We start from the raw sequence: 23,433 nt of genomic DNA on the forward strand, positions 1-23,433 counted from the left end.
GTCGGCTAGCGGGCACTGTCTCCCGGCGCAAGCGCTGCACGGGCGGTCTTAGTGAGAATCGCTAAGTCGCCTAGCATCGTCCAGTTTTTGACGCAAAAGAGATCGAGCCGGACAGTTTCTTCCCAAGATAGGGTGGACCGCCCGCTTATCTGCCACAGCCCAGTTATGCCGGGTTTGACGAGAAATCGACGATGTACCTGACTGTCTGTGCTCGTCACCGCAACTGTGTCCGCGCCGGTCAGCTCCATCGCCCGCTCAACCGCGTTGACGCTTTCCATCATGGGGATGGACGTACCAGGGACCATATCGCCGACTTTGCCGCTCGGCGCACATGCTCCTATGACGATGTAGCCCGCTCGCGGGGCGCGCTCGGGCTCCCGGGCGACCTGAGCCACGGATTCGACAGAGCCGACGAGGATAATCCGGGCCGAATATTGGCCGCGCATGCGTTGCGCGATGAGCCATTGGCGCCACAGCCAGCGTGTGAGCAGCAGGGCAAGGATCCCGAGCGGAAGTGCGATTAAAAGATACCCGCGTACGTCGACTCGCGTACGGAAGGCGATGATTGCGATCGCGCCAAACAATCGCAAGCTTGCATCCACGATGCGGATGTACTGAGCATTACCGGTACCAACCGTGCGGTAACTGCGTGCGTCGACTAGCGCAAGCACCCACATCCATGCGATAACCAACCCACCGGAAAAGAGCCAGTAAGAGAATTCTGAGATGCGCGAGTCGGCACGGATGGCGACTTCGACGTTACCGAACCCGAACCACAAAAGTTGGGTCCCGTAGACCGACCACACCAGAGCGAGCAGATCGGTGAGCCAGAGCCGCCGAGAATAGCTCTTTCGCCAGTCCTCCCCCGTGCGTGGAGATAGAGCCACCGATTCTGCGGGCGGCGCCTGCGGTTCGGGGCGCCCCGGCGAATCCGGACCTGGTGCGTGCGGGGTGGTGTATGTCATATCAAGCGACGTCGTTGTCGAGTTGGTCTCAACGTGTGACGTCACTCATGCCCTTTCCCCGCAGATCAACGCTTTCCCCGCATGAACGATAGCAAAGCCGATGTGTCGTGTTGGTTACGGGGCTGGTACAGGTCACGCAACGCCCTCCAGCACCGCAAGCGCGTCCCTTGACCACACCAGCAGGTCGCCGTCGCGGATGGTGACGGCGGTGGGTGAAGCGGGGTCGGTGCCGGCCGCGCATCCGACGGGTTGAGGACCCGCGAGGTCGTTCTCGGCGACTCGACTGACAGCGGTGCCATCGCATGAGGCGTCCGCATGCGCGAGCACAATGTCGGGCCCGACGAGCGTCAGCGCGGCGACCCCGGTGGGGGTGAGGGGGGTCCAGTTTGCGCCGGTGCGCGTCCAGGCCACGCCGTCACAGATCAGCGCGGCAGTATCACCGCTCGTGCGGAGTCCGGTTGGTGCCGGGCAGGGGGCTGGGACGGGTTCGCCGAGGAGGATCACGAGGCTCGGGTCTGCGGAGTCGAGGTAGCGCGAGGCAGCGAGCACCTCAGGGTAGGGCTCCCAGAACTCGCCGCCTGTATAGGTGCGGAGGGCCTGCACCTCGCACGTTGGGCCCATAGCGGCGACCATCTCTGCGTCCGCGGCGGAGAACGCGTTCATCGCCATGACCTCGCCGATCCCGAGATAGCGCGGAGTCACGTCGGTCCAGGTCGCGCCCCCGTCATCCGATCTCTCGATCACCGGCTCGGTCACACCGCACTCGCCTGCGACTCCGCGCCACCAGACTGCGCTGCCGGTGGTGAGAAATCGTTCGTCGGCGCGACTGGCCTGAGGTTCCGGACTCGGCGCCTCCCAGGTCGGGGTTGGTGTCGGCGTCGTCACCCCAAGCGTGAAGGTGGGCACGGGGTTTGGCGCGGCGACGCCATCACTGCGGGAGTGCTGCAGCGCGAGTGCCACCAGCACCACGACTGTGATCGTAAGCGCGGCAACACCGGCGACCGCTACCCAACGGGCGCCGGTGAGACCCACCGAGCGTCGGGCCATGACGATCAGCGCTGCGTCGGGCGCCCGACGTCCGCGGACCTGCGGACGGTCGTGTCGGCGCCCGCCGGGCGCTCGCCCCTGTGCGGCGTGGTGGGGGCTGGAGCCGGCACCGGCGCGGCAGCAAGTGGCGCACCCCGTCGACGCCCCGCGCCATTGTCGGCCTTCGCGCGGCGACCCTTCGCCGGCTGCTCCTGGAAGTAGCCGTAGCCATATCCGTAGCCGGCGCCGTAAGCGAAATACGCGTCAGGCCCACGAGTCGGGACCATCGTCATCACAAGACCGGCGACCTTCGCGCCCACCGTCTGCAGCGCCTCCATTGCGCCGTCGAGCTGGTGGCGGTTGGTCTGGCCAGAGGCGACGATGACAATCGCACCGCTCGTTGCCTTGGCGAGAATCGCGGCGTCAGTCACGGGAAGAAGCGGCGGAGCGTCGCAGAGAACGACGTCAAAGTCGCGCTCAAGCACTTCGAGGAGCGTGTGCATCTGTGCAGAACCGAGGAGCTCGCTGGGGTTTGGCGGCACCTTGCCGGCCGGGAGGACATAAAGGCTCCGCTGACCCCACGGCAGCATGACGTCGCCGACTCGGGCGCGGTTGATGAGCACATCTGTCAGACCCGCGCCACCTTCGATGCCGAGGTACTCGGCGACCTTTGGCTTGCGTAGGTCGGTATCGATGAGCGCGACGCGCTTGCCAGCATCTGCCAGCGCGATCGCGAGGTTGATGGTCGTCGTCGACTTGCCCTCGTTGGGAACACTCGAAGTGACGACGAAGCTCGCACGGCCGTCCATGTCGAGGAACTGGAGGTTGGTTCGCAGCGCCCGGAACGATTCGGCGCGCGGGCTCAGCGGGTCGGCGTGCACGATGAGCGGCCGCTCTTTGACCTTCGGATCGAAGGGGATCGCGCCGATCATCGGGCGGTCGGTGACCTGCTCCACGTCGCGGGGCGAGCGGATGCGGGTGTCGAGCACGGAGCGGAGAACCGCCGCCCCGACACCCAGGGCGAGACCTACGAGTGCGCCGAGCGCGAGGTTCAGCGGCACGTTGGGGCTCGAGGGGGCCAGCGGCGGGAGAGCGTCCTTGACTCGAGTGAGCCGGACAGGGCTGGTGTCAGAGTCGTTCGGCGTTTCGATTTCTTCCACCGCAGCGGTGAGGCTCGAAGCCAGGGCGTTTGCGATGTCTGCCGCGCGGATCGGGTCTGGATCCGTCACGGTTATCGTGACCAGAGTCGTGTTGAGCGCTGAGGATGCCTCTACCTGGCCATCCAATTCCGCTGCCGTGATGCCAAGGTCGAGTTCAGCGATCACGGGGTTCATCACGATCGGCGTCGACACCAGATTCGTGTAGGTGGTCACTCGAGCCTGCGTGAACGTCGAGCCCTGCTGAAGCTCTTGAATAGTGGTGCCGCTTTGGCTGGAAACGAAGACCGTGCTCTGCGTCTCGTACTGGGGTGTGCGCGTGAGGGAGAACACCGCTGCGATGCCGATGCCCAAGAGCGTCGCGACCACGATGATCAGCCAGTTTTTCCGCAGAATGCGGATGTAGTCGATGAGCTCCATGGTGCCTCTCGTGTCCCGAACTTGCGGACCATACTGCCATGGGGGTGTTTCGGGGGAGTGTCCGACGGGCGCCACGGGGCGGTTTGCGGCGAGGCGTCCTCGCTGCTGTGGGTCTCAATACGCGCGCTGCGCGCGCTACTCGACCACCGAGGTGAGGAAGGCGAGCTTCAAAGCTCGGACTGTCGCGTCGACGGCGGGCTCCAGCTGGGAGGCGGACAGTTCGTAGGTTTGCCAGGAGCGGCCGTAAGGGTCGACGACGTCGTCATCGGTTGGATCCGCAGGCGGCAGAACGAGGCCGCGTTGTGATGCCACCGCTGCTGAGAGGGCGCGGACCCGAGACGCAGGATCCGAACCGCCGGTGTCCGCAGCCGAACGGAGCTGGTGGTCGGTGAGCGAGTCGGCGAGGCGGGCGAACTCGCGAATCGTGAACGTTGAACGCATGCGAGACGGGGCCAGCTCGACGACGTCGCGGCGGTGCTCGCGGGTCATCGCGAAAATGACGTCGGGCGAGGCGAGATGCGACTCCATCAGGAAACGGGAGCGGTGGGCGTCGATGTCAACGGGCGAGACGCCTAGGGACGTCGCTAGCGTGACAATCTCTTTGGTCATCGGTGCTTCGCGGAGACCACGCGTGCCAGCGCTGACGACGTTCACGTCGAGCGGCGCCAGGCGGGTGCGCAACAGCGCTGCGGCGAGAGGCGAACGGCAGATATTGCCCGTGCACACCGTGAGGATCTCGAACACCGGGTTGCCTTTCCCCTCGGGGTAACGTGAGCGAGTGCTCGATCACTCTAGCGATGTCGACACCACCGCCCCGCGCCGATCGTCGGGTCGGCGGGCGCGCACCGACTGGAGACTGGGTGGCCGCACGGTGCGTCGCTGGAACGAGTGGCTGCTCGCGATCGCGCTCATCGGCCTGGGAATTGCCGTCCTCGCAGGCGCCGTCATTGAATGGGCGTGGGATTCGTCGGTTGCGCCGTTGGTCGGCACCGCTGTGGTCGGCCTCGGGATGGTGGCGACCATCGTCCTCGCCTTCACCCGGTCCCGCCCCGTCGGCCTGTTGCGGTTCCGCCCGCTCGACCTGCTCTGGGGTGTCGGCCTTGGTGTGGGCCTTCGACTCGCGGAGGGACTCATCGCCGGCCCGCAGCCTTTGCCGACGTTCGCGACGATCGACGGCCGGGTGTCGGAGTGGTGGGCCCTCGACGCTGTTGGGGCGGTGGTCACCGCGCCCGTCATCGAGGAGCTCTTCTTCCGCGCCGTCGTCGTTGTCACGTTCTTCACGATCCTTCGTCGACTCGTCGGTCAGGTCGCCGCGGGGGTCATCGCAGCACTCGTGTCGACGGGTCTCTTCGTCATGACGCATGCGCTCGCCGGTGCGGCTGACATCGGACCTGTGATCGGGCTCACACTCCTCGGATTCGTCGCGTCCGGCGTGGTGCTGTTCACCGGGCGTATCTGGGGCGCTATAGTGCTGCACGCGATCTACAACGCGTCTTTCGTCGCGCTCAGCGCCCTTGGGACCGCGCTGAACTGAGGTTGCTCAGATTTTCTTTCCGGAGTGACGAGCCCCGGATTTCCGCGGGTTTCGGGTGGGTTTGTCCCCCAAACGGCGGACACGCCGCGCCAAAATGTTACTTCCTGGAAACTTCCTGGGTTATGGAAACCCCTTGCCCACCCGCTACCATTGCGAAGGACGGCGACTCAGCTCACACACAGCTAGCTTCATGTCGCTCACATCCTCAAATCCATATCCACGCCTAGGAACCTTGTGGGGGGTACCAGCGCATGATCAAAAAGACTCTGACCGCAGTCGGCATTGCCGGCTTCATCGTTCTCGCCGGAGCATCGGCGGCCAACGCCGATTACGCCTCCGAGGTCGAAGCCACCGTCGCTGACCCGACCGTGGTTCCTGGCCAGGCGACCATCATCACCGCGACCAACGTCGACGGCACCACGACCTTCGCGACGTCGGGTCCCGGCGTCACCGAGAACACCCTGACCTCGATCTCGTTCGCCGCCGTCGCGGCCGACACCGCGGTCAAGGAAGCAGGCGACGACCGCACGGCTCAGGCGACCTTCACGGCGCCGACGGCCGGTGGCACGTACACCGTCCGGATCACCGACGCTGACGGCGACACCCAGAGCGTCACGCTCACCGTCGCTGCCGCAGACAGCGGATCCGGTGGCACCGGCGGCACGGGTGGTTCGCTGCCCGCCACCGGTGGCGACGCCGTTCCGGCCGCCGCCATCTGGCTGGGTGCCGGCGCTGTCGGCCTCGGTGGCATCGCGGTGACCGCCGCGGTGGCTCGCCGCCGCGCTGCTGCGTCGAACCGCTGAAACGCGGCCAGAAGCAGCTAGCCTTTTCTCTATGACAACGGCCCCGGGCGCCAGCCCGGGGCCGTTGTTCCTTTTCGCCCGCGCCTACCAGCACCCGTGGCGGGCTCTGCTCATCGGCGCCGCCGGCTTCGGCACGGCCGCCCTGCTGCTCTACGTCGTCGACGCCACCGGGCCCATGTGGGCGGGAATGCCCGGTTGGCTCGCCGCCGCGGCATCGATCTTCGCCGCCAACGGCCCGCTCATCATCGCCGTCATCGCCGCCGCCACCTTCGCCTCGATCGTTGGATTCGGCCGCGCCACCGGCATCCGTCACTGGGTCTGGACCGACCTCGCGCTCGGAATCTCGGTCGGGCTCGTCGTCCGCGCCGCGGTCGAACTCGTCGCGCCCACCCTCGGCGGATTCGGCGGACCCCTGGGCGGTGCCCTCTCGGGTGACGCGACCCTCGCGCTCGTGATCGCCGCCTCGGCGGCGGTGCTGATCTCACCGATCGTCGAAGAGCTCTACTTCCGGGGGCTGCTCGTCCGCGCGCTGTTCGACGCGGTCGGCGAAGCCGGACGCATCGGCGCCTCGATCGTCGCCGTCGCCACCTCGACCGCCGCCTTCGTCGTGCTGCACATCATCGCCGCCGGTGCCCTCGTGCCCTTCGGGCTGCTCGTCGGCTCGCTCGGGGTCGGCATCGGCTGCGGCGTACTTGTCGTCGTCACCGGGCGTCTGGGCGGGGCGATCGTCGCCCACGTGTTCTACAACGTTTCGGGGCTCGCGCTGCTGCTCTGGTGAACCGGTGACGTGAGGGCGTCTTCGAGCAGGTCGAGCACCGCACCGGTGTCGGTGCCGGCCTGGGCGGTCACCGTCACCGACAGCTTGCCGTCGTAGAGCAGCGCGAACGTCGACAGCTCGTCGTGCGGCAGGCTCGCCGGCAGCACGATCACCTCGTCAAGACGCGCCCCCGCCAAGTATCGCGCGCGCGACAGCCACGGCACGAGGGTGGCGTACCCGACCTCGCGAGCCGCCGCCCTCTCGGCCTCAGACGCCTTGGCTCCGCCGAGCTGTGCGCGCACGCTCTCGACCAGGTCGGCCGGGTCGCCGGGGGCGCTGCCGACGATCTCGGCGTCGGTCACCCGGTTGCGGCTCTGCTCGGTCGCGCGTCGCAGCACCGGCACCCGCACCCGCACCGTGTCGCCGGTCGGCGCCGACGCGGCGGTGATCGCCGCCGCGACCTCGAGGTCGTTCATCGTGCCGCCGAGCTCGGCGCCTCGTGCCTGCACGGCGTCGCCGTCGACCGTGGGAAAGCCCGAGTGCACCGTCACCGGCCGTGCCGGCTGGTCGCGGAAGCGGCGGGTCACCCGCGCGGCCACCCGGCGGGCACGGCGGAGGACAGGCTTGCGCACGTAGGCGCGCACGCGCGCGCCAACCGTGTCGCCCGCCGCCCACCAGGCGCGAAGCGCCAGGCCCGGCAGTTCGACGCCGCGCGCGGTGCGGAGGCCCGCGAACGGGTCATCCGCTCCTTTGGGAACCCCGTCGGGCTTGGACGCAGTGAGAGCCGCGAGGAACTTCATCGTGCGCGAGACCTTCCGGCCCCTGTTCCGGGACGACCCGACCCGCGGCGCGCTCGCCGTCGCGCTGCCGCTTGTGGGAGCGGCGGGGGCATGGACGAGCAGCGACGCGGCCGCCGTCGGGTGGGCGCTGGGGAGCGGGGCGACGTGCGGCGTCGCCGTGCGCGGACATCTTCCTGCAGCGGCCGGGCGACGTGCCTCGGGTCTGCTGTCGGTGGTCGCAGGCCCCGCGGACCCCGGGCTCGTCTTCGCCCGGACGCGTGACGACCTCGGCCGGGAATCGGTGGTGCTGATCGACGGTGATGCCGTGACGACCACGCTGTCGCGCCACGCCACCGGCCTCGCGGGTGTACCGCTCCGGCGCGCGCAGGTGCGCGGCGCCCTGGTGCGGGCCGAGTGGATCGTCGACCCGATCGCCGACGCGCACGCGCGCTCGATCGTCGCCGGCATGTGGCTCGGCGCGGTCGATACTGCGCTCCGAATGGCCGTGGCGTACGCGCGGGGCCGTGAGCTCTACCGGGGGACGGTGTGGGACCTCCCGCATGCCCGGAGTCTCGTGGCCCGCGCGCAGACCTGGCTCTCGGTCGCCGACACGGTGATCCAGGCGGCGCTCGTCGACCCGGCTGACGACGGGCTCGCCGCGGCGGTCGACCTCGTGCCGCTCCAGCTCGACGCCGCGATGCGTGCCCTGTCGGTGCTCTTCGGCTCTACCTTCTATGCGCGGGTCGAGCCGTATGAGGCGTTCGAGACCCTCGTGCGCGACGTCAGCTGCCTCGAACTGCTCGACCCGACCGGCGCCGCCGCGGCGCGGCGGCGTGCCGCCGCCAGTGTGCCGGACATCGATAACGACGTGCGCGCCGAGATCGCAGCCGTCGCCGGGTCGAGGGTGGCGGCGGGGCTCGCCGCGGCATCCGATCCCTCTTCCGGTGTTCCCACGCGACGCGAGTTCGGGGTGGTGAGCGCGGCGACGCTGGTCGCGGCGGATTACGGAGGCGAGGTCGACCGGGTTGCCGCGCTGGCGCTGCTCGAGTCGTTCGCCACCGGGCGTCGCGCCGCCCCGCCCGACGAGGCGATGGAGACCATCGCCGCCGAGACCGCAGCCCGCGTGGACGCCGGTCTCACGCTCACTCTCGACCGCGCGCCGCTCGGCGAGCACGACTGACCCAACCCTGGAGGACGACATGGAAGCGATCGCGACCGAAACCGACGTGCAGGCCTGGCTCGCCTCGCGCGTGGTCACCTACGGCAAGAAGCTGCCCGGCGACTTCTCCGTCGACACCGACTTCGCCGACATCGGGCTCGACTCGGTCTACGCGCTGACGCTGTGCGGCGACATCGAAGACGAGTACGACATCGAGGTGGATCCCGAGATCATGTGGGACTACTCCACCATCCGCGCGCTCGCCGACCACCTCGCCGAGCTCGGGGCGCGGTAGGGGCCGGGCGGGCGTTTCGTCTCGCTGCGCTCGATCGACGATCGCCCGCGATGGCTCCGTCAGCCGCGATGGTGCCGCGGGTCGTCGTCGACGGTGTGCTCGGCCTGGAACACCGCCTCGGTCACGAGTCGGCGGACGTGCTCGTCGATCAGGCTGTAGAACATCGCGGTGCCCTCCCGCCGCGCCCGCACGAGACGGCCGAGTCGCATCTTCGCCAGATGCTGTGACACGACCGTCGGTGACTTGCCGACGGTGTCCGCGAGCTGAGTCACCGAGCGTTCGCCGTCTTGCAGCGCGAGGATCACCCTGATGCGCGTGGGGTCGGACAGGAGCCGGAAGATCTCCGCGGCGACATCCACGTAGCCGTCCTGCGGATCGACGACGGCACCCGGGTCGTGGCTCACAGGTCCAGTGTGCCATCGTTCACGCCTTAGAATCTTCGCATGCGTGCAGGTATCACGAGCGTGCTCCGGAACCAGGCGTATCGGCGGCTCTTCGGTGCACAGGTTGTCGCGCTGGTCGGCACCGGGCTGCTCACGGTCGCCCTCGGTCTTCTGGCTTTCGAACTCGCCGGCGAGGCGGCGGGCGCGGTGCTCGGCACCGCGTTGGCGATCAAGATGGTCGCCTACGTCGCAGTTGCGCCGATCGTCGCGGCGGTCGTGCAGAGGCTGCCCGCCAAAGCGGTGCTCGTGGGGGCCGACCTCGTTCGCCTCGGCATGGCGGCGATACTGCCCTTCGTCACCGAGGTATGGCAGATCTACGGCCTCATCTTCCTGCTGCAGGCGGCGTCCGCGACCTTCACGCCGACCTTTCAGGCGGTGATCCCCACCGTGCTGCCGCGGCCTGACGACTACACCCGCGCGTTGTCGCTCTCGCGGATCGCGTATGACGTCGAGGCGATCCTCAGTCCGGTGCTTGCCGCGGTGCTGCTGACCGTCGTCCCGTTCACTGCGCTCTTCGCCGGAACAGCGATCGGTTTCGCCGCCTCGGCGGCGCTCGTTCTGATCGCGACGCTGCCGCAGCGACCACCGGGGGAGTCGACGTCATTCTGGCAGCGCCTCACGGGCGGCGTGCGGCTGTTCGCACGGGTTCCGTCGCTGCGATTCGTCCTCGTCGCCAACCTTGTCGTCGCGTGCGGAGTAGCACTGGTGCTCGTCAACACGGTCGTGCTCGTGAAGGATCAGGGCGAAGCCGATGATGCCGCCGTCGCGGTCGCGCTCGCCGTCTTCGGGGCGGGGTCGGTGGTCGCCGCCCTCATCGTGCCGCGGGCGGTGGAGCACTGGTCGGTCTTTGCCATCATGCGCGGCGGCGCGGTCGTGGTTTCCCTCGGGCTGGCCGTGGCGGCGCTCGGCGCCTCCGCTCCAACCGGCTCGCTCGGCATGTGGGTGGGCCTCCTTGCGGCGTGGGTGGTGCTCGGCATGGGCACGTCGTTGATCGCGACACCGACGGGAAGGGTTCTCGCCGTGGCATCCGACCCATCCGGCCGATCCCTCGTGTTCGCCGCTCAGTTCGCGCTGTCGCATGCCTGTTATCTCGTCACGTATCCGGTGGCGGGGTGGGTGGGGGCGTGGAGTGTCGCGGGGTCTGCGCTCGTCCTGCTCGGAATGAGCGCGGGCGCCACCGTGCTGCTGTTCGGCTTCCGTAGAGCAAAGATGGGGGACGCGGAGCCCAGGCATACCCAGGAGGGGTATCGGGGAGGTGTCAAAGGGAGGACACCATGAGCGTTTCACGAATGCGACCCCTCGCGAGTCTGGCCGCCGCAGCTGCTCTGAGCATCGCCCTCGTCGGGCGCGGGTCGACCTCGCCCGGGACCGAGATGGGCGAGCACGGCGATGGGCACGGCTCGTCGAGCGCCGAGGCCGGCGAGATGATGACCGTCGACGCCCAGTTTGCGGTGATGATGATCCCCCACCATGAGCAGGCGGTGGAGATGAGCGACATGCTCCTCGCCAAGGACGATGTCAATGAGGATGTCGCGGCCCTTGCCGAGCGAATCAAGGCCGCCCAGGGCCCCGAGATCGAGCAGATGCAGGAGTGGCTCGAAGCCCAGGGGCTCGACATGGGCGACATGGATGACATGGGCATGGGCGGTATGGACCACTCGGGCATGATGTCGGAGGAGGACATGGACGCCCTCGAGGCGGCGGAGGGCGCGGAGGCGTCGCGCCTCTTCCTCGAGCAGATGATCGAGCACCATGAGGGCGCCATCGAGATGGCCGAGGCGTAGGTCGCCGACGGTGAGGACCCCGAGATGGTGGCGCTCTCCGAGTCGATCATCGAGAGCCAGACCGCCGAGATCGCCGAGATGCAGGGCCTGCTCGAGCAGGTCTGAGCGATGTGACGGGCGGTTCGGCTCGCGGCGCTCGCTCAGCGGCCGCGACTTCGGGCGTGGCGTGAGCAGCTCGGCGCCGAAGCAAGCCAAGATCATCGGAACAGGTGCCGTGACCCGCTGTGGGACGGGCCACGGCACCTGCGATTCGAGGGGTCGGCGAGAGGGCCGCGATCTGGGGTCGCGACGGTCCAAGCCGGACCGAACGAGGTTTCTGCTCGCAGGTGTTCGGGTGAACTGCGTAACAGAGGTGAGAGAGCGGCGTCACCGCCGACACCCTCAGCGCTGACGTTACTTTATGCGCGCCTGAAGAGATGAGTTCAAGGCGAAATGAGGGTGATCGTGGGGTGAACCTCCGGGGTTCGCGACCGCGGCGTGAACGGCGTAATCCGGTTCTAACGCCGCCTGATCAGGCAATAGCTAGACCTCCCCTCTGCGAGGAGTCGCGCAATCAAACCGTCGCCTCCCGCGAGCGCCTGTCGGCGGCGCTGCAGAACTGGTCGATTCCGGCGCTTGAAAAGTGAACGGTTGCGGGCAGTCTAGTCAGGGGTTTCGGCGGTGGTGGTCCGGATGCTGGGGAGGCTGTCGATGCCTCGTCCGCGGAGGCGGTAGCTGGCGCCCTTGAGGGTGAGCACGTCGGCGTGGTGGACGATGCGGTCGATCATCGCGGCAGCGACTGCCTGGTCCCCGAACACGCCTCCCCAACCGCTGAACGGCAGGTTCGAGGTGAGGATCAGAGACGCGTGCTCGTAGCGGCTCGACACGAGCTGGAAGAAGAGGTTGGCGGCGTCTTGCTCGAACGGCAGGTAGCCGACCTCGTCGACGATGATCAGCCCGTAGCGGCGCAGCCTAGCGAGCTCTTTCGGGAGCAGTCCTTGCCGGTGCGCGTCGGTGAGCCGAGTGACCCAGTCCGTCGCGGTCGCGAACAGCACCCGGTGACCGTGGCGGGCGGCGACGATCCCGAGCGCCGTCGCGAGATGCGTCTTCCCGGTTCCGGGTGGGCCGAGCAGCACCACGTTCTGCGCTTCCAGGAGGAACCCGCCGGAGGCCAGTGCCGCGACCTGCTGGCGGACGGCCGGTTGCGCGTCCCAGTCGAAGTCTTCCAGCGTCTTGCGCGCCGGGAAGCCGGCAGCTTTGATCCGCAGCTCCGCGCCCGACGCGTTGCGCGCGGAGACCTCGCGTTCGAGCACGGCAGCGAGGTAGTCCTCGAACGACCAGCCGGCGTCCCGCGCCTGGTCGGCCATCCGGCTGGCGGCTTCGGTGATACGGGGTGCTTTCAGCGCACCGGCCAGATACGTGATCTGCTTGACCGACTCGGTAGGGCTCTTGGTGGTGGCCATCAGCTGAGCCCGCCGTCGATGATCCCGAACGCGCGGTCGTAGTCGGCCAGATCCCTGGAGAGATCATCACCAACAGCGGCTCGAGGTTGCTGGAACTCGCGGCGCAGCACCGCCGCCATCTCCACATGGGCGGGATCGGTGACCACCCGCCCGCGTGCCCAGAGCCTGGGATGGTCGGCGACGATCCGCCCGTCGCAGCGCACCCGGACCCGGTCCAGGTCCGCGGTGACATCGACGATCCGGCCGATTACGTGCGGGTCGACGGAGTAGTCGTTGGTGTCGATGCGGACGTAGTAGTCCCGGCCCAGCCGGAGCCGGTTGCGCCATCCCAGATGCAACGGGATCGGCGGCAGCGGCAGCATGCCCGCCCGATCCGCATCAAGTCTGTCGACCGGGGCGGCGCCGGTGGTGCGCACCACCCGGGCGTTCGCGCGGCCCAGCCAGTCGGTGAACTGGATGTTGAAGTCCGCAGGCGACGTGAAGGACCGGCCCGGCATGAATGAGGTCTCGAACCAGCCGTTGCGACGCTCCACCACCCCTTTCGATTCCGGATCCCTCGGCGGCAGCAACACCAGCTTCGTCGCTAGCGTCCCCATGAACGCTGCGACTCCGTCCGCATGGCGCTGCCCGCGACCGATGCCGGGCTCGTTGTCCCAGAGCAGCCGCCGCGGCACCCGTCCCAGCTGCTGGATGAGCTCCCACGACCCCAGCAGCAGGTCCTCAGTCTTGCGGGTCGGGATCATCCGCCCCGTCACGAACCGCGAGTGCGCCGGCGTGATCACCAGCACTGGCAGCAGCTTCGAAGTGCCGTCCTCGAGTGGGATCTTCCGCGGCGGGAACCACAGATCGCACTGCGCCGCATCACCCGGCTCCCACACCAGCCGGTCCGCCGGGTCGATCCGCCGCTGCTCCGGCCGCAACCGCTTCACGTTGTCCCGGAACCACCGGATCGACCCGGTCCAGCCGACCCGCTCCGCGAGCACCGTCGCGGGCATGTCCGGCGTCTCCGCCAGCAACTCCCGCACCCGTGGCTCGAATACGGTGAACGACGTCGGGCCCGGTGTTCGCTCATACCTGGGCGGCGAGTCGGAGTTCACAGCCTTGATCACCGTCGTCCGCGAGATCCCCAACCGCTCCGCGATCCGCGCCTTCGGAACCCCCTCCGCAGCCAACCTGCGAATCAGTGCCCAGTCCTCCAAAGTGATCACTCTCCAATCGTTGAGTGTTCACTTTTCGCCGCCGCAAGTGTTCAGTTTTCGAGCGCCGCCGACAAGCGCCTGTGAAACATGGGGTTGCGATCGTGGCATCACTCGCAGGTGCCCCACCGGTCCTGAGACCGTCCCGACGCTGGTCTTCATCTTCGTCTTCGTCTCTTTCTTCCTCGTCACGCTCAGTCCCGGTTCCCCGGTTCCCCGGTTCGCCCGCCGCTTGACTGCGCGACGACACTGGTCACATCTGCGACACCGTCACCCCGGTGCCGTCCGGCGTGGCAAGAGGGCCCCCGAGGAAGCCTGCGAACCACAGACCACTTCGCTTGGGCCTCCGCTCCAGCGTCTCGTAGTCGACGTGGACCAGCCCGAAACGACGGGTGTATCCCCACGACCACTCGAAATTGTCCATGAGTGTCCAGGCGAAGTATCCGCGGAGCGGGAGCCCCCGGGCGACCGCGTCATGGCAGGCCTGCACGTGGTCGGCCAGGTACTGGGTCCGTTCGATGTCGTCGATCTCGCCGTCAGGGCCGACCGAGTCTTCCCATGCTGAGCCGTTCTCGGTGATGTAAAGCGGCAGCTCGGGGGCGCGCTCATGCGACATGTCGAGCACATCGAGCATGGCGTCGGGATGGATCTCCCAGCCCATGAGGGTTCGCGCGGCGCCGCTCCCGACGAAGACGACGTCCTCGCTCCCCGGGTAGGCGCTGGGTGCTTCGACGGATGCCGCGACGCCTGCGGCGTCGGTCGACACCTCTGCGCTCACGGCCGCCGAGGCCGAGACCGTATGCCGGCTGTAGAAGTTGATGCCCAGGAAATCGCTCGGTGCGGAGATGAGGTCGAGATCCGACTGCGGCGCGTTCTCGGCGAACCACCGGGTCTCACCGAGGTCGTCGAGGACATCCTCCGGATAGAAGCCTCGGAGCACGGGATCGAGGAAGAGCCGGTTGCTGAGGCCGTCGATGCGTCGCGCCGCATCCGCGTCCTCCGGCGAATCGCTCGCCGGTCGGACGGAGTACAGGTTCAGTGTGATGCCGGCCTGGGCCTCGGGCAGCGCCGAGCGGATTTCCTGCATGGCGAGCCCGTGGCCGAGAAGCAGATGGTGCGCAGCGTGCGCCGAGCGACTGCCCTCGTGCCGCCCCGGCGCGTGGTGGCCACTGCCGTAGCCGAGGAACGCCGAACACCACGGCTCGTTGAGGGTGATCCAGTCCGACACCGTGTCGCCGAGCCCGCGGACGGCGTGCGCGGTGTACTCGGCGAAGCGGTACGCCGTGTCGCGCTCGAGCCATCCACCTCGGTCCTCGAGCGGCTGCGGCAGATCCCAGTGGTACAGCGTGACCCACGGGGTGATCCCCTTCTCCCGCAGCGCTTCGGAGAGGCGCCGGTAGAAGTCGAGCCCGGCCTGATTGACCGGACCGCTGCCGCTCGGCTGAATCCTCGGCCAGGCCAGCGAGAACCGATAGGCGTCGACCCCGAGGTCGGCCATCAGGGCGACATCCTCACGGAAGCGGTGATAGTGGTCATCGGCGATATCGCCGGTGTGACCACCGACGACCGCTCCGGGCACTTTGCTGAAGGTGTCCCAGATGCTCGGCAGCCGACCGTCTGCGCTGGTGGCGCCCTCGATCTGGTAGGACGCGGTGGCCGTTCCCCAGATGAAGTCGGAGGGGAAGTCGTTGCGTGTCAACACCTCAGACCTCCTTCGAAGGGGCGAGCCAATCGCCGTCGCCGTTCTCGGACAGCGCGATCAGGACGTTGTCGCGTTTGATGCCCAGATCGGCGAGGCCGTCCGCGATGAGAGTGGCGCCGCGCTGCTTCACCTCCGGCGAGTAACCGGTGAAGGCGAGGATCTGCACGAACACGATGTCGGTGCGGTCTGCGTCGGGAAACGAGGTGCTGTAGAACAGATCGCCGGGCTCGTGCACCTGGAAGATCTGGAACAGATCGTCCGCCGGCATCTCCCAGCCGGTGACGAGAGCCTGATGGATTGCCGAGCTCATCTGGGCGCGAAGCGGGGCCAGGGGAGCGTGGATGTCGACGCGAACAAGGGGCATGGAGTTTCTGCTTTCGAAGAAGGAGGCGGTGGAAGACGTGATCGTGAAGCGTCAGCTGGACGGGGGGACGTGGTCGAGCCAGTTCTCGGGATGGGGAACGAGGCCTTCGAGCTCCTCCCAGAACTCCTCCGGCAGCTCCGCCGTCGCGGCGAGAATCGTCGATTCGATGCGGGAGACCTTACTGATCCCGACGACCGTCGTGGCGAAGCGCGGGTCGCGGGTCGAGAAGCGGATGGCAGCGGTGGCGAGGTCCGTGCCCCATTGCCGACAGACATCGCGCATCGCCGCGACGGCGGCCAGGGTCGCGGGGGTCGCCGGGCGGTAGCCGTAGGTCGTGCGCGACCCCGTGGTGTCGGCGAGGATGCCGCCGCCGAGGACCGCAGCGTTGACGGCGGCGACACCCATGTCGGCGGCCCGCTCGAGAAGGGCGCCCGCGCTGCGGTCGACGAGCGTCCAGCGGTTGTGCACGAGCAGAACCTCGAAGACGCCGAGCTCGAGGTAGCGCATCATCTCGTTCACGTCGCCGCCGGCGAGACCGACGTGTCCGATCTCGCCGCGGTCGCGGGCCTCGACGAGTGCGTCCACCGCTCCGCCGGGCTTGGTCATCTCGGCGAAGTCGTGGAACTCGGGGTCGTGCAGATGCACGAGGGGAAGAGGCGACACCCCCAGCCTCTCCGCGCTCTCCGCCAGGCTCCGACGTACTCGATCGGCGCTGTAGTCGGAGCCGCGGGGATCGACCTTCGTGATCACCGTGACATCAGCGGGAAGGCCGCCCGCCTCAGCGATGGCGCGGCCGATCCTCCTCTCGCTCTCGCCGCCCGAGTACCCGTTGGACGTGTCGATGGTGCGGATGTCGCTGCGAAGCACCGCCCCGACGAGCGATACCGCGTCTTCGGCGGCGACGTCGTATCCGAAGTTCTCCGGCATGCTGCCCAGCGGCGCGCCGCCGAGGGTGATGGGGCTGACCCGCAGCCCCGTCGACCCGAGCTCGTTGAGATCCCAGCGCACGTCAGCGTTCCGTAACGGAGTGGACGAGGAGGTCGGGATCGACCAGCAGGCCTCGCTCGCCCTCGACCTCGAGCTCGGTGGCTGCAGCCGGCCGCCTGCCCTCGAACTCGACGGAAGCGAATCCGGGCGCGGTGGTCTGCGGCTCGCGAAGGGAGACCTCGGCGTTCCCGAACTCGAAGATCTCGAGCGAGCTGTCGCCAGAACGGAGATAAGTGATCTCGAATCCGCGGCTGTCACTCGGCTGGTGGATGCCACCCATCAGCGTGAATCCGAGCTCGCCGAAGTACGCATGAGCGCTGTGCGCGTCGGCCACCGTCTCGGCAACGTGATCGAAGCGCGGGCGCTCGGGGTCGCCGAGGCCCCAGTCGGCATCGACAGCACTTTGGTCGAAGACCTCGTGATACTGCAGCGGGCCCTCGACCAGCTCGAGGAGCGTGCCGTCGGGGTCGTAGAAGAACGTGATCCACACATCGCCCTCGGCGTGGATCGGCTCGAGCTGGAAGGGAACGCCGGCGTCCTGCAGCATCGCCACGCGCCTCTTCAGGTCGGACACCTTGAAGCCGACGTGACGGAAGCCGGCCTGCAGATCGTCCGCGATCCAGGTGGAGTCGGCGGGCGACTCCACCCGGTGAAGCCGGATGGTCGCGGTGACGGCGTCGAGAAGCGCGCCGCGCCCGGTCTCCTCCACGACGCGGACATCGAGGAAGCGGGTGTAGAAGTCGACCGACCGAGCGATGTCGGCGACATTGATGACGACGGAGGCAATAGCCATTTCAGGTCCTTTTCCTTGGTTGTGGCAACGGCGAGCTACTTCGGGCCCTTAAGGCAGAAAGATTGGGCGAGTCGGAGAGGGGGCACCTTCCGCAGCGCGGGGTCAGGTGCGGATGAGGCCTCCCACCGGGCGGCTCACGCGCGTGTGGGGCGTGAGCACGTACTGCAGGGCGAGCGACGCAGCCCCGATCCCCGCAGCGTCGAGCCCCGGGTCCGCGAGCGCAACGGTGACGTCGTGCACCGCACGGGTGCGGGCGAACGCCGTGATGCGCTCGCGGATGTGGCGAGCGTAGATGGCGCCCGCATCGGTGAACCCGGGTCCGGCCAGATAGATGCGCTCGAGATCGAGCAAGTTGACGACCGACAGCATCGCGACGGCGACATACCTGGCGGACTCCTCGATCAGCGCGAGCGAGCGCTCATTGCCCCGAGCAGCGGAGCGGGCGATCTGGTCGAAGTCGTGCCGCAGGCTCCGGTCATCGCCGGAGATGGACAGCTCGGAGGAGAGATCGGCATCCTGCAGCGCACGGGCGACCACGGCTCGCGGCGCGGCGAGCATCTCGAGGCATCCGCGAGAACCGCACCAGCAGTCGGGGCCGTCGACATCGACGACCATGTGTCCGATCTCGCCGAGATTCGAGGAAGCCCCGCGACTGAGATGACCCCCTGCCATCATCCCCAGGCCGAATCCATTGGCCATGTAGAGAGTGGCAAAATCCTGCGTCGCAGGCATGCGTCCGGCCCAGAACTGACCGAGGGCCGCGCAGGCGGCGTCGTTGTCGCGCACGGTCGGCAGGCCGGTCTGCAGCTCGAGCGCTTCCTGAACGGCGAAGGACTCCCACTCGTCTGCGGTCAGCGAAAGCCGTTCGGCGCCGCCGCGGATGTCGAGGCCCGCACCCGCCACCCCCACACCCACCACGTCATCGACGGGGATGTCCAGGTCGCGGAACAGAGTCTCGAGTTCCTCGGCCATCCGCATGACCACGTCGCTCGGCCGGCTCTTGCCGATGCCGGGGGTGACAAGTTGGCCAACCACGTTGCCCCCGAGGTCTGTGACCGTGTACGTCAGCCGCGCATCATCGAGAGACACGCCCACAGCGAATCGCGCGAGAACGTTGAGCTCGATGAGGCTCGGACGCTTGCCGCCGGTGGAGTCCCCGAAGCCGGTCTCAATCACGAGTCCCGCGTCGATCAGCGACTTGATGATGCGAGTGATCGAGGTTCCGGTCAGGCCGGACATCTCGGCCAGTTCGATCCGGCTGACCGTTCCGCTCGACCTGATGAGATCAAGGATGGCGCTGCGGGTGTTCTCGGAAGAGGGCCCTATGCGGCGCGTCGAACTCATGCGCTCTCCCTTCGAACGATGAAGGGTGGAGGAGCGGCATCCCATCCCGTCTCCCCGCCATCGATCGAAGCGAGCATCCGCGCGCCCAACAGCGCGCCGATCTCGGAGCCCCGGCGATTGACGGCCGTGATCGAGGGGGTCACGCTTTGGCACAGCGACGAGTCCGTCCACGACACGATCGGGACGTCGTCCGGAGACCGCAGCCCACGCGCTGCGAAGGCGGCAATCGCCGCGGCTGCGTGGACATCGCTGTCGAACAGCAGCGTCGACGGCTCCGCCGAAATCGCCGACGTGGCAGCCGCGACGGCGGCGGCAGGGTCCCGCTCGGTGTGGACGACGTCGAACCACTCTTCCGCAGCCACAGCCCTGGAGCGTGACGTCACGGCCTCGCTCGGCGCTGTGATGTATACCGTCCGCTGAGATCCGCGACTGGCGAGGAATTCGGCCACGACGGTGACGGACTCGGCGACATCGACGACGACCGCCGGGTAGTCGCCCACCTCTTCGGACCCGACGACGGCAGAGAAGGGTAGGCCCAGCGATTGCAGAAGGCGGGGGCGGGGGTCATCTCGGCCGGACCCGAGGACGACGACACCCGCGATCGTGGCGGACTCCGCCCAGTGTCGATACATCCGCTCTTCCGACGCGGGATCGTGGACGACGCGGGTGAACAGGCCGATCCCTCGCGCCATCAGCGGCTCCGCGAGGGAATGGACCAGCGCGGCGATGAAGTGATCGTCGGCGCTGCCGGCAGGGATGGCGAGGCCGATTCCCGTCATCCGCTCTCCATCTTCTGCCGTCACCCGCGGGATGGTGCGGGCGGTCGAGCTCGTTCGCCGCAGCGGCGTCGCGATCGCGTTCATCCTAGAGTCCGCCTACTTGATCGCGCCCGCAGCCATACCGCGCTCGAACTGCTTCTGCAGCGCGATGTAGGCGACGATCGTGGGGATGGCGGTGACGACGGCGGCGGCGAGCACCTTCGGCGTGTCGTCGTTGTACTGGCGGCGGAAGAACTCGGGCAGCAACGTCACCACTCCCATGTCGTCGTTGATCAGGAAGACCTTGGGCAGCAGGTACGCGTTCCACGCGTTGATGAGAACGAGCACGATGAGGGCCACGGCGATCGGACGGGCGAGCGGAACCAGCACCGACCAGAACATCCGCCAGGTGCTCGCGCCGTCCAGTCGCGCCGCCTCGAAAAGGGTGTCGGGGATGCCGTCGATGTAGCCGCGGGCGATCAGGACGGTGAAAGGGATCTGCAGCGCGGCGATGGGCAGGATCACCGCCCAGAAGGTTCCGAGAAGTCCGAGCGACACCGCGGTCGAGTAGAGGGGCGCAATGAGAACGACCTCGGGCAACGTCAGCGCTGCCATAAGGAGCCAGAAGTAGACCTCTTTATTGCGAATGCGCAGCTTGGAGAAGCCGAAGGCCGCCATCATCGTCGTGACATAGATGATGAGGATCGACATCGCCGCGATGAAGGCCGAGTTCAGGAAGAAGCGGAAGAACCCGGGAACGGAGACGACGGCCGCGTAATTGCCCCACCCCGGCCCCTCGAAGGACTTCGCGACCATCGCCCCTATGGGGATGAGGAACGGGATGACCGCGATCGTCAGCAGGAGTTGCAGAGTGAGCCTGGCGCCCACGGAACGGGTCTCAAACACGGTCGGCCACCACCTCTCTGATCTCCTTGGACTGACGTTCTCGCGAGCGCAGCTGCACGACGACCGAGGTCGCCACGGCGATGACCAGGAGGATGATCGACAGAGCCGAGGCGTACCCGAGGTTGCGGTCGGAGCTCGACGTCTCGGAGTAGATCATCGTGCCGAGGAATGCGGATGAGTTCGCGGGACCGCCCTGGGTGATCAGCCACACATTGTCGAACAGCTTCAGGGCCGTGATGAGGTTCAGGATCGCAAGGGAGATGGTGATGGGACGGACGCTGGGCAGCACCAGCGAGAACAGGATGCGGAAGTTTCCGGCGCCGTCCATCCGCCCGGCCTCGATCATCTCGGGGTCCACCTGGGTCATCGCGCCGTAGTAGAGGATGAAGCCGAATCCGATCGACCCCCAGCATCCGACCAGCACGACGACGAGCAGAGACGTCGTGGACTGACCGATCCAGGACTGAGCCAGGGCCCCCAGCCCGATCGACTCGAGGATCGCATTCACCGCGCCGTTGGACTGCCAGACCTGGATGTGGGCAGGAGCGAGGGTGGCGGGCGCGACCACGACGGGGATCACGATGATGATCTTGTAGACGTTGGCCAGGAAGACCCGCGAGTGGAGGGCGGCGGCGAAGAGGACGCCGCCGATGACCTGCACCACGAACACCACCACGAAGTAGATGACGGTGTTGCGGATGGCCGTCCAGAAGACCGGGTCGGTGAAGGCGTCGACGTAGTTGTCGATCCCGACCGGAGTCATCCGCTGTCGTCCCCCGCCCCAGTCGAAGAAGGACAGGTAGCCCGAGTACACGATGCTGTAGTAGATCAGCCCCACCGAGACGATGAGTCCGGGGAGGATCCAGCGGAACCCGCCGGGGAGGAGGGGCGTGCGCCGACGGGCATTCGCTCCTCCTCCCCGGTGGGGGGCGCGACCCATCGAACCGAGCGGGCGCTCAGTCGTCGATGTCATGGTCATCCGTTCTCGTGTGCCTCTTCAGACTGTCATTCGACGCCGACGGAGCTGGGCTCGGCAGTTTCCTGCATCTGATCAGCGATGTCCTCGATCGACATGTTCACGGTGGGGTCGAGCACCTGCTGGATCGCGATCACGATCGCGTCCAGGGTCGTCTCGGTGGTCTGCCACTGGCGAGACTGCGGAGTCGCCGTGCTGTCAGCGATGAGCTGCACGATTGCAGGACGCTGCACGGCGTCGTCGACGAGGGTGATCGCCGACCAGTCAGGTTCCACTCCCCGCAACGCGGGCAGAAGGTCGATGGCGTTGGCCACGTTCTGCTGGCCCGCTTCGTTCATCGTCATCCACTGAACGAACGTCTTCGCCGCTCCGATGTTCGGCGAACCCGAGTTGATCGCGAGACCATAGTCGACCTCACCGAAGGGGATCGAACCGTTGCCCTTGCCCGCGACGTCCGGGAACTTCGCGGGAAGCTGCACGAAGCAGGTGGGGTCGGTCACTCCCGCCGCCTCCATCGAGGTGACGCACGACTCTGCGCCGGCGTACTGGGTGTACCAGAAACCCATCTGAACCATCGCAGCGTCGCCCCGCATGAACTCTTCGTTGGCGAGCGGGTACTGCGGTCCGTCGAGGGCGTTGGAGCTGATGATGCCGTCTTCGGCCATGTCGGAGATGATCTGGAGGACTTCGATGCCCTCGGGGTCATTCCATGCGGCCTCTCCGGTCGCCGCGGCGAGGAAGTAGTCCGGGTCCACCGAGTTCGCGATGGCGTGATACATCTCGCTCGGGAAGGTGTCTTCGCCGCCCGCGCCCATCGTGAAGCAGGTCTTGCCGATTGCGGCGACCTTGTCACAGGTCTCAACCCACGAGTCGTAGTCGGTCGGCACCTCGGCGCCCGCTTCGTCGAGGATGTCCTGGTTGTACCAGATGAACCCGGCGGACATCCCGCCGAGAGGGAGGGACACCTGAGTTCCCTCGGAGTCACGCAGCTGCTCGGCGTACCCGCCCGCGAAGCTCGACTCCCAGTCGGCGCCAAGGGTGTCTTCCGCCAGAGGCGCGAGGTCGATGGCGTACGGACCCCACAGATCCGGCGTGCCACCGGCAGCGGAGAGGTCGAAGACATCCGGCCCCTGGCCTGATTCCAACGCCGACACGATGGTGTTGCGGAAATCGACGTTCTCGAAGTTCCGATAGGTGACCGTGATGTCTGGGTATTCCTCGTTGAAAGCGGCGATGTAGCGCTCCGCGACGGGGGTGTCGGGGGTCCACCCCCACCACGAGACTTCACCCGAGTCGGCGGGCGCGGCATCGGCGTCACCACCGCCGCCGCCGCCAGCGCATCCGGACAGGGCGATCGCAACGCTGGCGGCAATTGCCGCGGCGGCGATGAACCGGGGCTTACTCATCGGGATTTCCTCTCACTACGTCGTGCTCTCCACAGTCCGTGTGGAGCGAGGGCCGGGCCGAAACGGGTGGGCCGCGCCCCACGATAAGCGCAGTCATCGTCGCGACGCAAGTACTTACTCACTATTTGTTAGTTAGTTTGAGGCAGATCGATGCGCGGGCTGGCGCCGTGCGAGGAATGACGGGAGTCGTCACAGCGCAGGCGGCGTGACGCAACATCAGCGCGGCCGGGCGCAGAAGAACGCACGTATCGTGCGTGAATACTCTCGACCCCGACGGGCGGCGTGGCGGCCACCGAGGGCTTCGCCTAGCGGCGTGTTGATCAAGAGGTTCCGCTCCTCGGTGGGTGAGTCTTGAACGGTGACGCGACAGGAGATCTCTGACGAGGTGTGGGCCGTGATGGAGCCGTTGATGCCGACGGTGACCGGTCGGTCGCGGC

The 23,433-nt window shown here is 67.5% G+C and carries 24 protein-coding genes; 7 read left to right on the forward strand and 17 right to left on the reverse strand.

Features of this window, described 5'->3' with window-relative positions; translation table 11 throughout:
• Nucleotides 1–5: 5 nt before the first annotated feature.
• The 4 genes from MA875_RS02525 to MA875_RS02540 all read right to left on the reverse strand — a co-directional run bounded on the left by MA875_RS02525 (nucleotide 6) and on the right by MA875_RS02540 (nucleotide 4,312).
• On the reverse strand, nucleotides 6–965 hold the full coding sequence (locus tag MA875_RS02525) for a sugar transferase (protein ID WP_248240067.1): 960 nt from the start codon (nucleotides 963–965) through the stop codon (nucleotides 6–8).
• A gap of 132 nt (nucleotides 966–1,097) precedes the next feature.
• Nucleotides 1,098–1,934, reverse strand: a complete 837-nt coding sequence (locus tag MA875_RS02530; RefSeq protein ID WP_248240068.1) for a hypothetical protein — start codon at nucleotides 1,932–1,934, stop codon at nucleotides 1,098–1,100.
• A gap of 83 nt (nucleotides 1,935–2,017) precedes the next feature.
• Nucleotides 2,018–3,568, reverse strand: a complete 1,551-nt coding sequence (locus MA875_RS02535) for a tyrosine-protein kinase domain-containing protein (RefSeq protein WP_248240070.1) — start codon at nucleotides 3,566–3,568, stop codon at nucleotides 2,018–2,020.
• A 135-nt stretch (nucleotides 3,569–3,703) separates the two neighbouring features.
• A complete protein-coding gene (locus MA875_RS02540; RefSeq protein ID WP_248240071.1) occupies nucleotides 3,704–4,312 on the reverse strand; it encodes an arsenate reductase/protein-tyrosine-phosphatase family protein in 609 nt (202 codons plus the stop codon).
• Nucleotides 4,313–4,346: 34 nt separating this feature from the next.
• On the opposite strand from MA875_RS02540, the gene MA875_RS02545 reads away from it, so the two are divergent.
• From MA875_RS02545 to MA875_RS02555, 3 genes are all read left to right on the forward strand, one after another.
• Nucleotides 4,347–5,102: a CPBP family intramembrane glutamic endopeptidase gene (locus tag MA875_RS02545; RefSeq protein ID WP_248240072.1), complete on the forward strand. Its 756-nt coding sequence runs from the start codon at nucleotides 4,347–4,349 to the stop codon at nucleotides 5,100–5,102.
• 251 nt (nucleotides 5,103–5,353) lie between these two features.
• Nucleotides 5,354–5,905 (forward strand): hypothetical protein, encoded by a 552-nt coding sequence (locus MA875_RS02550; protein WP_248240073.1) that lies wholly within the window; start codon nucleotides 5,354–5,356, stop codon nucleotides 5,903–5,905.
• A 31-nt stretch (nucleotides 5,906–5,936) separates the two neighbouring features.
• Nucleotides 5,937–6,683 (forward strand): CPBP family intramembrane glutamic endopeptidase, encoded by a 747-nt coding sequence (locus tag MA875_RS02555; protein ID WP_248240074.1) that lies wholly within the window; start codon nucleotides 5,937–5,939, stop codon nucleotides 6,681–6,683.
• Here MA875_RS02555 and MA875_RS02560 read toward each other — a convergent pair.
• Complete coding sequence (locus tag MA875_RS02560) at nucleotides 6,647–7,462, reverse strand: hypothetical protein (protein ID WP_248240075.1); 816 nt, start codon at nucleotides 7,460–7,462, stop codon at nucleotides 6,647–6,649. The genes MA875_RS02555 and MA875_RS02560 overlap by 37 nt on opposite strands.
• A 1-nt stretch (nucleotide 7,463) precedes the next feature.
• On the opposite strand from MA875_RS02560, the gene MA875_RS02565 reads away from it, so the two are divergent.
• Both MA875_RS02565 and MA875_RS02570 read left to right on the forward strand, forming a co-directional pair.
• Nucleotides 7,464–8,621, forward strand: a complete 1,158-nt coding sequence (locus MA875_RS02565) for an acyl-CoA dehydrogenase family protein (protein ID WP_248240076.1) — start codon at nucleotides 7,464–7,466, stop codon at nucleotides 8,619–8,621.
• Nucleotides 8,622–8,640: 19 nt separating this feature from the next.
• The gene (locus MA875_RS02570) at nucleotides 8,641–8,895 is read left to right on the forward strand and encodes an acyl carrier protein (protein WP_248240077.1); all 255 of its coding nucleotides are present in this window, start codon (nucleotides 8,641–8,643) and stop codon (nucleotides 8,893–8,895) included.
• Nucleotides 8,896–8,954: 59 nt separating this feature from the next.
• Here the strand turns inward: MA875_RS02570 and MA875_RS02575 are convergent, their stop codons facing one another.
• Nucleotides 8,955–9,299, reverse strand: a complete 345-nt coding sequence (locus tag MA875_RS02575) for an ArsR/SmtB family transcription factor (RefSeq protein ID WP_248240078.1) — start codon at nucleotides 9,297–9,299, stop codon at nucleotides 8,955–8,957.
• A 39-nt stretch (nucleotides 9,300–9,338) separates the two neighbouring features.
• Between MA875_RS02575 and MA875_RS02580 the strand changes: the two genes are divergently transcribed.
• Together MA875_RS02580 and MA875_RS02585 are read left to right on the forward strand one after the other, a co-directional pair.
• A complete protein-coding gene (locus MA875_RS02580) occupies nucleotides 9,339–10,616 on the forward strand; it encodes an MFS transporter (RefSeq protein ID WP_248240080.1) in 1,278 nt (425 codons plus the stop codon).
• On the forward strand, nucleotides 10,613–11,122 hold the full coding sequence (locus MA875_RS02585; RefSeq protein WP_372492503.1) for a DUF305 domain-containing protein: 510 nt from the start codon (nucleotides 10,613–10,615) through the stop codon (nucleotides 11,120–11,122). Before MA875_RS02580 ends, MA875_RS02585 begins: the two co-directional genes overlap by 4 nt.
• Before the next feature lie 641 nt (nucleotides 11,123–11,763).
• Here the strand turns inward: MA875_RS02585 and istB are convergent.
• From istB to MA875_RS02640, 11 genes are all read right to left on the reverse strand, one after another.
• Nucleotides 11,764–12,564 (reverse strand): IS21-like element helper ATPase IstB, encoded by an 801-nt coding sequence (istB, locus tag MA875_RS02590; RefSeq protein WP_248240081.1) that lies wholly within the window; start codon nucleotides 12,562–12,564, stop codon nucleotides 11,764–11,766.
• Nucleotides 12,564–13,772, reverse strand: coding sequence for an IS21 family transposase (istA, locus tag MA875_RS02595; RefSeq protein ID WP_248240082.1), 1,209 nt, complete (start codon nucleotides 13,770–13,772; stop codon nucleotides 12,564–12,566). Before istA ends, istB begins: the two co-directional genes overlap by 1 nt.
• 241 nt (nucleotides 13,773–14,013) lie before the next feature.
• A complete protein-coding gene (locus MA875_RS02600; RefSeq protein ID WP_248240083.1) occupies nucleotides 14,014–15,462 on the reverse strand; it encodes a glycoside hydrolase family 1 protein in 1,449 nt (482 codons plus the stop codon).
• Between the two features lies 1 nt (nucleotide 15,463).
• Nucleotides 15,464–15,826: a tautomerase family protein gene (locus MA875_RS02605; protein ID WP_248240084.1), complete on the reverse strand. Its 363-nt coding sequence runs from the start codon at nucleotides 15,824–15,826 to the stop codon at nucleotides 15,464–15,466.
• A 51-nt stretch (nucleotides 15,827–15,877) separates the two neighbouring features.
• A complete protein-coding gene (locus tag MA875_RS02610; RefSeq protein WP_248240085.1) occupies nucleotides 15,878–16,834 on the reverse strand; it encodes an aldo/keto reductase in 957 nt (318 codons plus the stop codon).
• 1 nt (nucleotide 16,835) lies between these two features.
• Entirely contained in the window at nucleotides 16,836–17,606 is a 771-nt protein-coding gene (locus tag MA875_RS02615; RefSeq protein WP_248240086.1) for a VOC family protein, read from the reverse strand.
• Nucleotides 17,607–17,708: 102 nt separating this feature from the next.
• Nucleotides 17,709–18,950: an ROK family transcriptional regulator gene (locus MA875_RS02620; RefSeq protein WP_248240088.1), complete on the reverse strand. Its 1,242-nt coding sequence runs from the start codon at nucleotides 18,948–18,950 to the stop codon at nucleotides 17,709–17,711.
• Entirely contained in the window at nucleotides 18,947–19,729 is a 783-nt protein-coding gene (locus tag MA875_RS02625; RefSeq protein WP_248240090.1) for a substrate-binding domain-containing protein, read from the reverse strand. Before MA875_RS02625 ends, MA875_RS02620 begins: the two co-directional genes overlap by 4 nt.
• Before the next feature lie 96 nt (nucleotides 19,730–19,825).
• Nucleotides 19,826–20,614, reverse strand: coding sequence for a carbohydrate ABC transporter permease (locus MA875_RS02630; RefSeq protein WP_248240092.1), 789 nt, complete (start codon nucleotides 20,612–20,614; stop codon nucleotides 19,826–19,828).
• On the reverse strand, nucleotides 20,607–21,587 hold the full coding sequence (locus MA875_RS02635; RefSeq protein WP_248240093.1) for a carbohydrate ABC transporter permease: 981 nt from the start codon (nucleotides 21,585–21,587) through the stop codon (nucleotides 20,607–20,609). Before MA875_RS02635 ends, MA875_RS02630 begins: the two co-directional genes overlap by 8 nt.
• A gap of 32 nt (nucleotides 21,588–21,619) precedes the next feature.
• On the reverse strand, nucleotides 21,620–22,996 hold the full coding sequence (locus MA875_RS02640; protein ID WP_248240094.1) for an ABC transporter substrate-binding protein: 1,377 nt from the start codon (nucleotides 22,994–22,996) through the stop codon (nucleotides 21,620–21,622).
• Between the last annotated feature and the right edge of the window lie 437 nt (nucleotides 22,997–23,433).

This window comes from Microbacterium kunmingense (assembly GCF_023155745.1).
Taxonomy (GTDB): Bacteria; Actinomycetota; Actinomycetes; order Actinomycetales; family Microbacteriaceae; genus Microbacterium; species Microbacterium kunmingense.